General features: G+C 40.9%; 15 protein-coding genes and 2 pseudogenes. 7 read left to right on the top strand and 10 right to left on the bottom strand.

The features are described from left to right. Nucleotides 1-4: 4 nt before the first annotated feature. The 3 genes from ACGF49_RS03800 to ACGF49_RS03810 form a co-directional block, all read right to left on the bottom strand. The gene (locus ACGF49_RS03800; protein WP_011145229.1) at nt 5-283 is read right to left on the bottom strand and encodes a DUF1778 domain-containing protein; all 279 of its coding nucleotides are present in this window, start codon (nt 281-283) and stop codon (nt 5-7) included. Nucleotides 284-504: 221 nt separating this feature from the next. Further along, nucleotides 505-1,050, bottom strand: coding sequence for a hypoxanthine phosphoribosyltransferase (gene hpt, locus ACGF49_RS03805; RefSeq protein ID WP_113042305.1), 546 nt, complete (start codon nt 1,048-1,050; stop codon nt 505-507). A 369-nt stretch (nt 1,051-1,419) separates the two neighbouring features. Then, on the bottom strand, nt 1,420-1,683 hold the full coding sequence (locus ACGF49_RS03810) for a helix-turn-helix transcriptional regulator (RefSeq protein WP_058588659.1): 264 nt from the start codon (nt 1,681-1,683) through the stop codon (nt 1,420-1,422). A 1,582-nt stretch (nt 1,684-3,265) separates the two neighbouring features. Between ACGF49_RS03810 and ACGF49_RS03815 the strand changes: the two genes are divergently transcribed. Further along, a complete protein-coding gene (locus tag ACGF49_RS03815) occupies nt 3,266-3,640 on the top strand; it encodes a hypothetical protein (RefSeq protein ID WP_011145225.1) in 375 nt (124 codons plus the stop codon). Between the two features lie 159 nt (nt 3,641-3,799). Continuing rightward, nucleotides 3,800-4,126 (top strand): cupin domain-containing protein, encoded by a 327-nt coding sequence (locus tag ACGF49_RS03820; protein WP_113042309.1) that lies wholly within the window; start codon nt 3,800-3,802, stop codon nt 4,124-4,126. On the opposite strand, the gene ACGF49_RS03825 is transcribed toward ACGF49_RS03820, so the two are convergent. The 5 genes and pseudogenes from ACGF49_RS03825 to cueO all read right to left on the bottom strand — a co-directional run bounded on the left by ACGF49_RS03825 (nt 4,103) and on the right by cueO (nt 8,382). Continuing rightward, a protein-coding gene (locus ACGF49_RS03825) for an IS5 family transposase (protein ID WP_262977748.1) occupies nt 4,103-4,941 on the bottom strand; the annotation gives its coding sequence in 2 pieces (ribosomal slippage) (nt 4,103-4,599 and nt 4,599-4,941; 840 coding nt in all). The genes ACGF49_RS03820 and ACGF49_RS03825 overlap by 24 nt on opposite strands. Nucleotides 4,942-5,381: 440 nt before the next feature. Further along, nucleotides 5,382-5,519: pseudogene (locus ACGF49_RS03830) on the bottom strand (ClpX C4-type zinc finger protein); the annotation flags it as partial. 285 nt (nt 5,520-5,804) lie between these two features. After that, a complete protein-coding gene (locus tag ACGF49_RS03835; RefSeq protein WP_387489722.1) occupies nt 5,805-6,308 on the bottom strand; it encodes a hypothetical protein in 504 nt (167 codons plus the stop codon). A gap of 40 nt (nt 6,309-6,348) precedes the next feature. Then, nucleotides 6,349-6,573, bottom strand: a complete 225-nt coding sequence (locus ACGF49_RS03840; RefSeq protein WP_011145218.1) for a hypothetical protein — start codon at nt 6,571-6,573, stop codon at nt 6,349-6,351. 264 nt (nt 6,574-6,837) lie between these two features. Then, nucleotides 6,838-8,382: a multicopper oxidase CueO gene (cueO, locus tag ACGF49_RS03845; protein WP_228900605.1), complete on the bottom strand. Its 1,545-nt coding sequence runs from the start codon at nt 8,380-8,382 to the stop codon at nt 6,838-6,840. 329 nt (nt 8,383-8,711) lie between these two features. Between cueO and ACGF49_RS03850 the strand changes: the two genes are divergently transcribed. The 3 genes from ACGF49_RS03850 (at nt 8,712) to speD (ending at nt 10,858) form a co-directional block, all read left to right on the top strand. Further along, on the top strand, nt 8,712-9,059 hold the full coding sequence (locus tag ACGF49_RS03850) for a YacC family pilotin-like protein (protein ID WP_011145216.1): 348 nt from the start codon (nt 8,712-8,714) through the stop codon (nt 9,057-9,059). A 112-nt stretch (nt 9,060-9,171) separates the two neighbouring features. Next, entirely contained in the window at nt 9,172-10,035 is an 864-nt protein-coding gene (gene speE, locus ACGF49_RS03855; protein WP_113042716.1) for a polyamine aminopropyltransferase, read from the top strand. A 28-nt stretch (nt 10,036-10,063) separates the two neighbouring features. After that, a complete protein-coding gene (gene speD, locus ACGF49_RS03860) occupies nt 10,064-10,858 on the top strand; it encodes an adenosylmethionine decarboxylase (protein WP_113042715.1) in 795 nt (264 codons plus the stop codon). Between the two features lie 80 nt (nt 10,859-10,938). Here the strand turns inward: speD and ACGF49_RS03865 are convergent, their stop codons facing one another. Then, a complete protein-coding gene (locus ACGF49_RS03865; RefSeq protein ID WP_113042713.1) occupies nt 10,939-11,478 on the bottom strand; it encodes a cysteine hydrolase family protein in 540 nt (179 codons plus the stop codon). A gap of 236 nt (nt 11,479-11,714) precedes the next feature. Between ACGF49_RS03865 and ACGF49_RS03870 the strand changes: the two are divergent. Continuing rightward, a pseudogene (locus tag ACGF49_RS03870) lies at nt 11,715-11,895 on the top strand (type II toxin-antitoxin system HicA family toxin). Nucleotides 11,896-11,916: 21 nt separating this feature from the next. Beyond that, nucleotides 11,917-12,327 (top strand): type II toxin-antitoxin system HicB family antitoxin, encoded by a 411-nt coding sequence (locus tag ACGF49_RS03875; protein ID WP_113042712.1) that lies wholly within the window; start codon nt 11,917-11,919, stop codon nt 12,325-12,327. A 130-nt stretch (nt 12,328-12,457) separates the two neighbouring features. Here the strand turns inward: ACGF49_RS03875 and ACGF49_RS03880 are convergent, their stop codons facing one another. Continuing rightward, entirely contained in the window at nt 12,458-14,362 is a 1,905-nt protein-coding gene (locus ACGF49_RS03880; RefSeq protein ID WP_113042710.1) for an enterotoxin, read from the bottom strand. Between the last annotated feature and the right edge of the window lie 14 nt (nt 14,363-14,376).

Below are 14,376 nucleotides of genomic sequence, written 5' to 3' on the forward strand. Positions count from 1 at the left end.
TTTATCACCACGGTTTTTTCATATTTGCCGTTTTGATAAGACGCTCATTTGGAACAGCCGGAGCATCAAGTTTAGCAATAAAAGCATTAAAAATTTCTGGAGATACAATCATAAATGAATGTTCCAATAACGTGTTTTCAGCATCACGTTTGATTGTATCAAGGACATATTCAGTAACGGTTTTTCCCTTCACTTTTGCTGCTCTATCTATTAAATCCCGATCCTCTTGCCTAATCCTCAAGTTGAGTGTCTTATTTTTACGATTCTCACTTATTACGTTCATTTCAAATCCCCTTATGCTATATATGGTCTAAATAATACACAAATGTAACGCCATTGTCATCACATTTATGGGGGGGAGAGAACTCCCATTAGGCATAGAGGCTTACATCGGCTTTCGCTAATAAAATGCAGTGGTAATATTTCAACAAGGGAACATTGTTGAAGCCCGCTTAAGGCCAAAACGGCAACCCAAAAGTTGCCGTTTCCAAAATATGATAAAAACTACTCTTCCAGCAAAATTACATGGCCGATATAAGGCAGATGACGGTAAAGTTGCGCATAATCGATACCATAACCCACCACAAATTTATCCTCAATTGAGTAACCAATCCACTCCACCGGAACACCAACTTCACGGCGGGAAGGTTTATCCAGCAAGGTACAAATTGCCAGTGATTTTGGCTCACGCAGCGCCAAAATTTCACGTACTTTATTCAGGGTATTACCTGAATCAATAATATCTTCCACAATCAGCACATGCTTACCACGAATATCCTCGTCCAGATCTTTTAGGATTTTCACATCACGAGTGGAATTCATACCGCTACCGTAACTGGAAGCCGTCATAAAGTCGACTTGATGAGGGATCTGAATTTCACGGCATAAATCAGCTATAAAAATAAATGAACCTCTCAGCAACCCGACCAACACCAAATCACTACCACTGTCACGATAATGTTCAGTAATCTGTTTTCCCAGTTCAGCAATACGCTGTTTAACCTCCAGTTCGGAGATCATAACTTCTACAATATGTTTTGGTTTACTCATAACTATATATTTTTAAACGATAACTAAAATAAAATCATGTGTCTTTTTACAAAAAGTGATACACCGATTGATATACCGTTCACCACACAAAGACGCACACACAAAAACATGAGAACAAAATATTTTGCAAAGCATATCAGAATTCACCGCCTACAGTAAAAGAAGGATATATGACTCGTTGCCAGTGAGTAGATAAGTACACTAAACGTTCTGGCCTCGTGATAGAAAGTTGCGACGCATTTCGTCGAAAGGTATTAAAGATTACGGTGATGGATAACCAATTATTCTACCTCATCAATCAAACAACACAGTAGGTAATGAGATGAAGTGAGGTGACTATTTCCCTGATATTTTACGGTATTAGAATAATTATTCTGCTGATTTCTCGCGAACTTTGCTCTCAATAAGATTACTGTCCATATCAAAATAACGACTAGGCCAGATTTCAGATAAATGAATGTTGAGATAATTAGCGATAATCCATTCGCCTTTAGGCCAAGGACGTGACAGCGTGTTGGCTAATGTGGAAGAACTCAGTCCCGCTTCACGGGATACCGCAGCTAAGGTTGGACCACGCTTACGTAGTGCAGCAATAATATCGGCTTGATGCCAGTCATTTCTAACATTATTCATTCCTGCTACCCCTTCCATTAATTGAGAAAATTGATGATGGTGATTCAGACAGGGTTCACAGTACCGGTAGCTACCTTCCGGCAAGGCCGAAGCCTCCCCCGCCTGAACCACCATTACTCTTTCAATCTATAAAATGCCGTGTCAGATTCACTGCGCTGCTAGCAGGCATGAGCCTGTAATCGTCGTACTGCCCTTTTGCTGCAGCGTCAAGTCCGCAAACAGTCAGCAAAAGTGGTGCAAACGTTGAAATACCAACAAGCACAGCAAAACGCCGCAACGTTAAGGATCAAACGGTAGCAATGAGCTAATTATTTAGGTGTAGAGAAGCCGCCCGCTAAATATTTTAAGCAAACATAGCTAGGCATGAGCGAGATGCGCAAAAGCAATCCTGCTCATTGAAGTGAAATGAGATCGAGACGTAGCTCAATCCCATTGTGCGAAAGGCTATCACCTAACGCTAATGTGAAAAGTAAGCGAGCGCATGTTTCATGCCCACTTGAAATCAGATAAAAGTAAAGTGGATCTTCCCCACCTTAAATCCAGCTACGAAAGGCAATGAAAACCATAACCTCACACGCCGAAGTACCGTTGGTACTCTATTAGCTAAAAAGACCGTCATCACCAAACTAGCTAGGATTGTTCATACTAGCAATATATGCTTCCAAAGGTGTGCAGATGTACCGCAATTCTTGCTTTCACTTTCAGGCTACAGAAGTTTTTCTAGTCGTTTAAGCGCTTCCTCTCAGACCTACGGAAACATTGATGACCATCTGTGATGGTAATTAAACAGATTTAGACTAACGAATGCTTTTACTGACAATAAGAGAAAGTAATGACTAAATAAATATATCAATAAGTTTTTATTTATATCATCCAATAGATTTAGCGCATTATCATGATAACTTTAATTATAGTTTCTCTTGAAAAGATTAGAGGTTTAATATTTTCTTTTAAAATTTAATTCATCCCTATATTTTCAAGATGTTAGGATAATTACCACATTTGGTTATTTTATTTATTTAAAAAAAAGACATTGACATAAAAAAAACAAAAAAATATAATCAAGACAAATCAAAAACCCTATAAAAATAATAAATAAGAATTTATGAAAATAAAAAACCATAAAAACACCTTATTGTACAGAGCCAAAGAAATATCAAAATTATCTAAAAAAACCTTTAAAAAAGAGGCTTTATTTTTTAATTTTTTTATAGTTTATATTGTCTCGGTATTTATACTTAGATTAGACACCCCTATTCTTGAGTATATAGATTACAGTATGTCAATAATTTTATTGATTATCATGTTCAGCACTGCAAATAAAATATCCAATGAATTTTCTTTATTGAAAAAAAGGTTCAAAAAAGAATACTCACATGATAAAAAACCAAATTTTTTTATAAGATATTTACTCTATCTATTATAACTATTTTACTGATATTAGTATCGATTCCTTTTTTGTATATATTAAATCATATCCATTATGATTTTTCGTTAAAATTATTTTTGAATACAATCATAAGTTCTTATATATATTTGATTGTTATTATTTTTAGTAAACCTGAATGAAGGTAAATTTATTATGCGTGAGCTTACCATTCAAGAGTTTGATTTAGTTGCAGGTGCAGGAGCAGGAGAAACCGCTGGTGAAATAGCAGGAGCAGCCGCAGGGGGAGCTGCTGGAAGAGTAGCTGGTAGTGTAGCTGGAGGATATGCTGGAGCCGCAGCTGGTGCAGCAATAGGCTCTGTAATAGCACCGGGCCCAGGTACTGCAGCTGGTGCAGTAATTGGTGTTGTTGTTGGTCGATTTGCAGGTGGTGGTGCTGGAGCTGCCGGAGGAGCTGCAGCTGGCCGCTACATCGGAGGAGAGATAGGAGGTAGAATTGATTCTGGAGGCAATAGCAATGGTGCTGGGACCAATTATTGTAATTCAAGTGGATCTAACTATTGCCACTAATAAACCGTGATATTTTTAGATAAAAATGGGTGTAATTATACACCCATCAACCAAAAAAAAGAGGCTACGTAAACAAAAACCTTTTATTTTAATAACCTCTTAATAAGATAACTTATTACTCACTTATAGAGCCATAATCAACAATCATTAACATTAAATATGAATCCAATTAATTTTCCCATTGATAAAAAAGACTTCCTAGAAAATTTCTTCGAAAAGAAACCGTGTGTTTTTAAACAAATATATGATGATGATTTTATAAAACATAGTGAAATAGAAAATATATTTAATCGTTCCAACCTGCCTTCATTTGAAGGTATTAAATTAATGTACAATGGTATTATTGATAAAGCAGAATATATTGAATCCTATAATGATTTAGGCACCAAACGGTATAGATATATATACTCTAAGTTATATGACTATCTAAACTCAGGTGCAACACTAGGTTGTGTCCCTCAATTAAATAATGACCTTAAGAAATAAGCGGATACAACCTAATTTCACCATAGCGATATAATTTCTTGCTGTCTTTTCATAACGGGTGGCGATGCGACGATGCTCTTTGAGTCGACCAAAACATCTTTCTACAACATTTCTTCTTCGATACGTTTTATGGTCGAATTTAACCCGTCCATCTGACCGCGCTTTTTCGTTTGATTTATAGGGAATTATCACTTTTATTCCCTGACTTTTTAACCGGTTACGTAATATGTGGCTGGAGTAACCTTTATCAGCAATCACCGCTTTTGAACGACGTTTCATAAAACCATTTTTACGCTGAATACCCAGACCATCCAGCAGGCGTACTGCATATTGACTTTCGTGACATTGACCTGCACTGAGTACCACATTCAGTGGATGGCCTTTTCCATCGACAGCCAGATGGATTTTGGAACCATAACCACCCTGAGAGCGACCCAGGCCATGGTCTGCGGTGACATCAGGATGTTTTTTGGGGCGCCAGCCGCACAATGTGCCGCACGAATGTTACTGCCATCCAGTGATATGGCTGACCAATCAACCAAATCTTGTTCATCCAGTATTGACAATAACTTATTGAAAATGAGATTAATGATCCCCGATTTTGACCACCGATTAAAGCGGTTATAGACGGTTTTCCAGGAACCATAACGTTCGGGTAAATCCCGCCAGGGGGCACCGGAACAGAGTACCCAAAACATGCCGTTGATAACCCGGCGGTGTTCAACATAAGGATGTCCCGGCCGTTGAGAATGTTCAGGGGGCAATAAGGGGAGCAGTAACTCCCATGCTTCATCAGGAAGGTCGTAACGAGCCATAACAGGTTTTTTCCGAAAGTCAGAGCCAGGGGATTATTCTATCTCAATCTATTGCGGGACACAGCCTAACAATATTGTTGCACAATTCCTTTCCCTTAGGATATCTCAAGGTAAGTACGGCATAAGAATAAGGATGTTTATAGTATCCAGAAGAGAAACCAATCTATATACTCATTATCTTTCAAGTTGCCTCTTTGTTGGCTGCACTCTCTCACCCCAGTCACATCGTTATCTATGCTCCCGGGGATTCGCTCCCTTGCCGTCGCGATCCATCTTGAAATCCATAGGGTATAATCGAATGGTAATTATCAAAAGTTCTTCGAAAATATGGGGTATCTCAAACAAAGATTAAAGATGGTTTCTGATGATCACTATGTCTATGGCAACATCTTTAATTTGGGATTAGGTTGTAACAAAACATTAGCGGCAACTCTGTAAAGCTTAGTTTCTTCATCAATGATTCCCTGACTCAAAGCAACACATTCATTGCAGATGTAAACGCTTGGACCAGCAATTAATTTAGCTACTTCATCTTGCTTTTTCCCACAAAAGGAGCAGTACAAACATTTTTCAGTCATGATGCCTCCACCATTCAATAACTCATGACAAACTGAAATACTCCAGGTAGCGCCAGTTGTTACTGCTATTCTTTACTCATAGAAAACGCAAAGTTTCTATATTCTATCTGCCATGTATTGAACAACATTAAAAAAAGAGACTACCAAGTCTATCTTGTTAAATTTCTTCGGACTGATGAACTACAAAACCTATTTGAGACGTTTTACCTCAATTAGATTTATACCCGTCATCTTTCAAGTTGCCTCTTTGTTGGCTGCACTCACTCACCCCGGTCACATAGTTCTCTATGCTCCCGGGGATTCGCTCCCTTGCCGTCGCGATCCATCTTGAAATCCATAGGGTATATCTTTAATAACTTCCTGGAACTTATCATAGGTTTCAGGATTAAAAAGCGATAGAGACTCTATCTGCTCAAGCGGAAGAACATGACGAAACTGATACACACTCAAAGGCTTTGAAGTTAGTGTAATACCTTCATTCCTGTAATGATCAGCATAATTATGCTCGGCACAAAATGTCAGCGTATCTTTATCTCTGTAACCACTCATAAAAGGAATGATAACGATAGTATCGGTATCCAAATGATGAAATCTCGCTTCATCAACCATTCCAACATAAACTTTTCTCGACTTTAAAGTAATTAACAGCAACAGGCCACTTTCAATTGATTCCAAAAGAAGGCTTTCAATAGCACTATTAGATGCAATTTCTTTAAAAATACCATTGCGCTTTTCAGGATTTCTAAAATCTTTCTCTGCGTTATAGGATGCACTGATACTGATCAACACGGTAAAACTTAACAATAACCACAGCTGCCCACATTGATAGTTATCCCTCTTTTTTAGTACTCAACCACTCAACGTTTAAAGCGAAAGCCCGCTGAACATCAGGATTACAACGATTCAGAGTAACCGTTCCAGAACGATTAATGATGAACTTTTCATCTTTCTGATCAGCATCAGAACAAGTTTCTTTATGTGCGCCAACGAGGCGTGCCATCACCCTTTCCGGAGAAACAAGAGCATATCCCATATTCTTGAAAAAACTAGACATTTCACCGCTCCTTCACTGAGTAACAAACAACTGTATCATAGTCTAATACCTGCGGTAATCACTGACAATACTTTGTTGTGTCCATTTACTGCTGATTAAGCATCTATCAACACCAGTTCATAGTAGAAGCAATTGCGTATAACCTTTGTTCTATAATGTACATCCTATAACAATAATTCATTGAAAAGACTACATAACTACGGACTATAAGGCACAGTGAGGCCGACTCTGATAAGCCAAACCAGAGTCAATCTGTTAACAAAATTATTTACTAACAGTAAAACCTAGCATCATACCGGTATCTTCATGTTCTAGTAGATGACAATGCGCCATAAATGGGTGTTTCGCTCCCGCAGTATGCTTGAACTGGACCAGCACTTCGCTCTCCTTACCTTCCACATGAACAATGTCTTTCCAACCACTACGATGAGCAGCAGGCTTGCGGCCATTTTCACTCAAAATACGAAAACGGGCACCGTGGATATGGAACGGATGCAGCATCATATCGCCAACGCCCGAAATCACCCAACGCTCATATTGCCCCTGTTTCACATCAAAAGCGGGTTCTGTTATGGAAAAAGCCTGTCCATTAATGGTATTCGCATGATGGAAATTTAATTCACTACCATGATGCATATCTCCGTGGTTCATATTCTCATGATGCATTCCCATACCCGCCATAGCCCGCTCACCGTAGCGCTGAGACAACATCATCATTCCCTGCATATCCAGACGACTATCCATCGCCAGATGTAAACGACGCCGATTCAAACCGGTAAAAGAGGGTAATGCAGGAAGCGTGGCAAGCTGCTCCGACAGTATTGTGCGGCTAGAAAAAAGCTGAGGTTGAATACGTAAAACCGGCAACGGTTGATCAAATGGCGGTAATGTCATTCCTATCTGAACCACAGGTAACGTCACCAGATCGAAAGATTTGCCATCCGAAGCATCTATCACTACCTCAAAACGTTCTCCCGCCAGAATCGGTAACTCATTAACCGCAACCGGTTCTGCTAACAAACCACCATCACTGGCAACAACATACAATTGACGGCCATCACTGGTCGCAATATTGAGGCTGCGAGCATTACAGCCATTTAGCAAACGCAAACGTAACCAGCCGCGTGGTGCAGTATGTTGGGGTAAAACAATACCGTTGGTCAGCATCATATCGCCAAACCAACCAACAGCAGCACTCATTACATCCAACTGATAATCAATCTGCCCCTCGTTATTCAAGCGCTTATCCTGCAATATCACAGGAATATCATCCACACCCCATCGGTTTGGTAAACCCGTATTGATGCTGTTCTCATCTTCAATCAATACTAATCCACCAAGCCCCATTGCAACCTGATAACCCGTCTTGCCATGCGTATGCGGATGGAACCAACAAGTCGCTTCCGGTTGTTCAGGCGTAAAACTGACCGTCCGGCTCCCGCCTGGCGCAATCATCGCATGCGGGCCACCATCGGCTTCCCCAGTAATTTCCAAGCCATGCCAATGAACAGTGGTCTCTTCTGGTAGATGATTACGAATATCAATAGTGACAGGTTTACCTGACGTCAATTTCAGTGCCGGACCGAGTAAATCACCGTTATAACCCCAAGTTTTAGTCACCACTCCTGCTTTAAAACTGGATTTTCCCGCTTTGATTTCAATAGCAATTTTACCTGCCGCATCTGGCTCTAGTTGTGGAGGAATAGGTAATACCGGATAAAATTCAGCAAAGGAGAAACGACTCCATACAGGCAACATACTGGATAGGCCCATAACGGCACTTAATCTGATAAAATCACGTCGTTGCATATTCACCTCCTAGTCAAATCAACCAAAAAATCGCTATACCCTATGGATTTCAAGATGCATCGCGACGGCAAGGGAGCGAATCCCCGGGAGCATAGAGAACTATGTGACCGGGGTGAGTGAGTGCAGCCAACAAAGAGGCAACTTGAAAGATGACGGGTATAACAAAAAACATCTCATAAAGAAAACATAAGGGCTACCCTTACAGGAAGGTCAAGCGAAGGGAATGTGATTTAAGTCGATCTTTACAGTAATTTTAAAAAATAAATTTTCCCTAACAAAGATATTAATATGTTAACGTAATATGACACTGAATGATTATAATAATACAAATGCGAAAATTAGCTCTCTTGACTTACATACTCGTTCTTTTCGGTCTTTCCCACCCCGCAAAAGCGCTGACAGAAAATGAAGCTGAAGATCTGGCCGATCTGACAGCAGTGTTTATCTACCTGAAATATGACTGTGGTTACAGCCAAATTCCTGACCGGGAAATTAAACGAGCCATTATTTATTTTGCTCAACGCAATAAGTGGGATTTAACTAATTACAACAGCCAATTGATGGACAAGCTCAATGAAGAAAGCTACCAAGACCTCAAAGGAATTTACCTGTCCAATGCGATAAAGTGCCATGCTCTCGCCAGAGATTCGCTGAGTTTATTCGCCTACGTTAAATAGTCCTTTTCCTCATCCCTCTAAAGGGGTAAATTTCACCGTGCAACTATGAGAATTGTTGGCTATTATGTGCACCCAATTTTCATGACTGTCACAGTGGAGGAAAAGCCGGGATATGTCACAAAAAGAAATTTGGTACGAAACCCTGCACGCCAACTTTGGTCAGTATTTTTCCGTCGATAAAGTGCTTTATCACGATAAAACTGAGCATCAGGATTTGATCATCTTTGAAAACGCGGCATTAGGCCGCATTATGGCGCTGGATGGCACAATACAAACAACTGAACGTGATGAATTTATCTACCACGAAATGATGTCTCATGTTCCTTTGTTCGCCCACGGGAACGCCAAACGAGTACTGATTATCGGCGGCGGTGATGGCGGTATGTTACGTGAGGTCTGCCGTCATCAATACCTTGAAAGCATCACTATGGTTGAAATCGATGCTGGGGTAGTTGAATTCTGCCGTCAGTATCTGCCTAACCATAATGCCGGTGCTTATGATGATCCACGCTTTAATCTGATCATTGACGATGGTGTTAATTTCGTTAATACCACCGATCAGAAATTCGATGTCATTATCTCTGACTGCACGGACCCGATCGGGCCCGGTGAAGGATTATTTACATCTGAATTCTATCAAGGTTGCCAACGTTGTCTGAATGAAGGTGGCATCTTTGTTGCTCAGAATGGTGTTTGTTTCTTACAACAGGACGAAGCAGTCACCAGTCATAAAAAATTGAGCAACTATTTTGCTGACAGCGGCTTCTATCAAGCTGCCATTCCAACCTATTATGGCGGAATGATGACCTTTGCCTGGGCAAGCCAGAACCCGGCACTACGCCATGTGGATCTGGCAACATTGCAACCGCGCTTTGACAACGCAGGTTTTACCTGCCGTTACTACAATCCAGCCGTTCATGTAGGTAGCTTTGCTCTACCACAATATCTGCTGGATGCACTATCTGAGAACCCATAATCACCCATTAGCCAGGAGGTGAAATAAATTGCACAAGCTGAAATTGCACGGTTTTAATAACCTGACAAAAAGCCTGAGTTTTTGTATTTACGATATCTGTTATGCCAAAAGCCAAGCTGATCGGGATAGTTATATCGCTTACATTGACGAACAATATAACGCTAACCGTTTAACGGAAATCCTCAGCGAAACCTGTTCGATCATTGGTGCAAATATTTTAAATATCGCCCGCCAGGACTATGACCCACAAGGGGCAAGCGTTACCATACTCGTCAGCGAAGAGCCGATGGACCCGAAGGATGTAGACAACACGGAAAACCCAGGTCCGTTACCTGATTCTGTCGTTGCCCATTTGGATAAGAGCCATATCTGTGTTCACACTTATCCAGAGAGCCATCCGGGCGGCGGCATATGCACTTTCAGAGCTGATATTGAAGTATCAACCTGCGGTGTTATTTCACCTCTCAAAGCGCTGAACTATCTGATCCACAAATTAGAATCAGATATTGTCACAATGGATTACCGCGTCCGTGGTTTCACCAGAGATGTGAATGGCATGAAACACTATATCGATCATGAAATCAGTTCTATTCAGAATTATATGACTGAAGAAGTGCAATCGCAGTATTACATGATGGATGTTAATATTTATCAGGAAAATCTATTTCATACAAAAATGATGCTAAAAAGATTTGACCTGAATGATTATCTATTTAATGCCACACCAGAGCAACTGAGTGAAACTGAAAAGCAGAAAATTACCCATCTTTTGAAAAAAGAGATACAAGAAATTTATTATGGCCGTAATTTACCCGCTGCTTAGTTAATATTTAGCTGGCAGGTGCCAATATTCACCGGCATCTGCCAGATCAATTTCCAACTGTATTAACACATTATCCCAATTTACATGCCTAACGCGGTACTCATTATAATTTCAGCACCATAAATGGTTTTAAGATAATTAAGGGCATCTTCCTGATCGACACCGGGAAACACACACACAGCATCTGACAAGACTTTGATTCGATAACCGCGTATAAACGCGCCATAGGCCGTATGCCTAACACAACAATGGGTATGTTGGCCGGTTAACACAACTTCCGTCACACCATATGCTTTCAAAACCTCTTCCAGATCGGTTCCATCGAAAGCCCCATAAAATCGCTTAGGCAAAACAATTTCACGATCTGCTCCAACAGGAGCCAATGCTTCAATGACATTAGCACCTAGCGTTCCAGCCATTGCATGCCTGCCCCAAATACTCATTTCCCGATCACCGGATCGATGAGCATCATTAGCATAAACCACCAGCCAATCACGATGGCCCCGAGCATGATCAATCAGCCGTTTAATTACTGGTACGATCTTCATCGCATCCGCCTCATTGGCGAGCGCTCCTGTGACAAAATCATTCAGCATGTCAATTATGATCAACGCTTTCATTAATTTTTCCCTTTAAGTGGATTCTTAAAAAAACAATTACTGTGACTTACTTCCACCACTAAGTTACAGGCAATTCTGACAAGATCTTCTTATGATTCATACTAGCTCATAAAACCGAGCTGGTCGGCTTTTTAGCTATTCCATTAGCTAATAACAACGTCAATACCCGCTAGCCTTGACGCATAACATTGTAGGGTTACTATAACCCCATCAAGACAAAACAAGAGAACCGGAGGATGGATAGTAGAAACGCGATAGCAATGATCGAAGCTGAAGGATGGTATCTCGTGAGGGTTTAAAGGTAGTCACCATCAATTCAAACATCCAACCAAGCAAGGATTGGTAACGGTAAAACACCCACAAAAGGATATACCTTTACCAACATTGAAAAGTATCAAGAAACAGGCGGGACTTTAAGTCCACTTCTCGGAGGTGTAAATGTTATATCCAGTTGCGATTGATAAAGGCCATTCATCCTTTGGCGTCCGTGTCCCTGATATCCCGGGTTGCTTTTCTGGAGGGGATAATTTTACAGACGCACTAGAAAGCGTCCGCGAAGCAATTGAAGCGCATATCGAATTGCTGATTGATGATAATGAATCAGTACCAGAAGCGACAAGCGTAGAAAACCACCTTGCCGACCCTGAATATATAGGAGCAATATGGGCATTAATTGATGTGGATATTACACGATTAATGGGAAAGTCAGAGAAAATCAACGTAACTCTTCCATCATTGCTAATCCGCCGTATCGATCAATTCGTCGCAAATCATCCAGAATACGGGAGTCGTTCAGGTTTTCTATCACACATAGCGGCAGAAAAAGTTATTAGCAGAACCAAAATCTAATATGTCTGAAATGTTAATTTATTGACAATATGCTGATTTTTTTCTGATAAGACACCATCACAATAATTTCCCAAAATAATCACTGCCCCGAATAAAGTCGTTTATTCAGGGCAGTTTAATAACACTGTGATTATTTCGATGGGGTCAAAGAAAAGGTCAGTGTCTCTAACGGTTGAAGGGTAATCAACGCCGTTTTATTAATAAACTTCGGCAACGAGTTGTTCTCGCCATAATCGATATTAACGTCATATACCGAAGGTTGATTATCCGGTAACTCAAGATCACTTTGCAGATCCAGATAATATTGTTTCACTTCATCAGCAGGATTGCGCAAAGTAATAATCGACTTTTTCGGACTCCAGGCTCCCCAACCGTACACCGCTAGATCGGTAGGATCTTTACCAATCCAATGGGTATCAAACAGCACATCTTTATTTTTCTCTGACCATTTCGCCGCGTTTGCCAGCATATCCCAATCCTCGGTGGTCAACAGTTCAGGAGTAACATACATCTCTTGTAACTGAGTGCCGCTGCCAAAATAGCTCCAAACCTGATCGGCAAAATCTTTAGGTGACTGTTTATCCAGATGCTTAGCCTGTTTAGCATAAACAATGCCATGCAGCATCAACGAATTCAGTGGGAACAGCGGCCCCTTTCTGACGACATTACGATAAGTTTCTGCATCACGATAGGTAAGCCACTGCTGCACTTTGGAACCTGTACCGTGAAACTCCACATCATAGCCGCCACGCCAAATAGAGTCGGCGAAAAATAGCCAAGAAGGCGTGGCTTTGGTGCCTGTGGTCAAGTTGATAAACAGCTCATTGCCTGTACTGCGCATATCTTCAATCAGATGGATAGCGGCATCAAAATCACTGGTGAATGAACTCCCCTTAATCACACGATCAGCATTGCCGGTGCCATCCAGCTTAAACATGGATACATTTTGTTGTTGAATCAGGTTGAGTACCCGGTTATGGAAATTGGCGTAGTAATTAGGGCCTGAGAGCGCAAATCTGCCATCTATCACTTCATAACCAAACTCCTCCGCATGAGAAACACGCTGCTCACCCGGTTTACCATAACCGCCCCAAGGAGAAAGCCAAATACCTAAACGAGCACGATATTGATCTGCTTCCTGTTTGAGATTTTTGAACTCATGGGGAAATGCCTGACTAAAACCCCAATCGCCTTTAAGATTATCCCAACCATCATCAAACAGATAACCACCCAACTTCACACTGCGCTTAGTCACCAGCTCCTGCCCAAACTGCTTGATACGGGTCAACGCCTCTTGTTCGGTATAAGGCGTGAAATAACCAATATCGTACCAAGAGTTGTAATGTAGGTAAGGACTATATTTTCGCGGACGCGCATTGTTCAAAAACTCATTGACGTTGCGCCGCAATTGCCCTTCCTGATAAACACCAATATACGTCTTATAACTTAACGTTTTCCCCGGCTCTAACGGGATAGAGAGCGCAATTTTTTGCGAAGCGCTCCCTTTATAAGCCTCAGTAGTAATCAATGGATTACCGGGAACAATAAAGAAGTTATCGCTGACAATCGGTGAACTGACGATAGAGCCGTGAACAAAAGGGGTTTTAGTGCGAAATGGCATCAACGAGACAGAGCTGAGCTCCAACGGGTTTTCCTGCGGTGTAATAGTGATTTCAAACGAGCCGTACTTATCTTTATCCTCCACAGTAATGATATTTTTTACCTGAATGTCGCCATGTTTCAGGGAGACAACAATACGATTGCGCTTTTTGCTAATGTCAGTAATCTGAAAATCTTTAGCCGTGAGCTTTTCTCCCGATTTCAACGTGATTTCAAACAGATTGTCAATGATGATTTGATCGTGGTTTGTTGGATTTTCAAATTTTAATTGCGTCACTTTACCGTGTTCGTCGCTAACCGTTGCATGGTAATTGTTACCGTCCAACAGCCAGCTATCTGCCCAGACTGGGGTGTTATACAACATGGAACTCGCTAATAAACTTAACGTGATTTTATTTAACGTTCTTATTTTCACAGCAGTTTCCTTAA

It is taken from the genome of Photorhabdus sp. RM96S (assembly GCF_042879335.1).
Lineage (GTDB): Bacteria > Pseudomonadota > Gammaproteobacteria > Enterobacterales > Enterobacteriaceae > Photorhabdus > Photorhabdus kayaii.

What these genes read in the sequence shown, in the direction of transcription:
- ACGF49_RS03865 (WP_113042713.1), bottom strand. Translation starts at nt 11,478, where the DNA reads ATGAAAGCGTTGATCATAATTGACATGCTGAATGATTTTGTCACAGGA.
- ACGF49_RS03815 (WP_011145225.1), top strand. Translation starts at nt 3,266, where the DNA reads ATGCGTGAGCTTACCATTCAAGAGTTTGATTTAGTTGCAGGTGCAGGA.
- cueO (WP_228900605.1), bottom strand. Translation starts at nt 8,382, where the DNA reads ATGCAACGACGTGATTTTATCAGATTAAGTGCCGTTATGGGCCTATCC.
- ACGF49_RS03820 (WP_113042309.1), top strand. Translation starts at nt 3,800, where the DNA reads ATGAATCCAATTAATTTTCCCATTGATAAAAAAGACTTCCTAGAAAAT.
- ACGF49_RS03800 (WP_011145229.1), bottom strand. Translation starts at nt 283, where the DNA reads ATGAACGTAATAAGTGAGAATCGTAAAAATAAGACACTCAACTTGAGG.
- ACGF49_RS03840 (WP_011145218.1), bottom strand. Translation starts at nt 6,573, where the DNA reads ATGTCTAGTTTTTTCAAGAATATGGGATATGCTCTTGTTTCTCCGGAA.
- ACGF49_RS03850 (WP_011145216.1), top strand. Translation starts at nt 8,712, where the DNA reads ATGCGAAAATTAGCTCTCTTGACTTACATACTCGTTCTTTTCGGTCTT.
- hpt (WP_113042305.1), bottom strand. Translation starts at nt 1,050, where the DNA reads ATGAGTAAACCAAAACATATTGTAGAAGTTATGATCTCCGAACTGGAG.
- speE (WP_113042716.1), top strand. Translation starts at nt 9,172, where the DNA reads ATGTCACAAAAAGAAATTTGGTACGAAACCCTGCACGCCAACTTTGGT.
- ACGF49_RS03875 (WP_113042712.1), top strand. Translation starts at nt 11,917, where the DNA reads ATGTTATATCCAGTTGCGATTGATAAAGGCCATTCATCCTTTGGCGTC.
- ACGF49_RS03810 (WP_058588659.1), bottom strand. Translation starts at nt 1,683, where the DNA reads ATGAATAATGTTAGAAATGACTGGCATCAAGCCGATATTATTGCTGCA.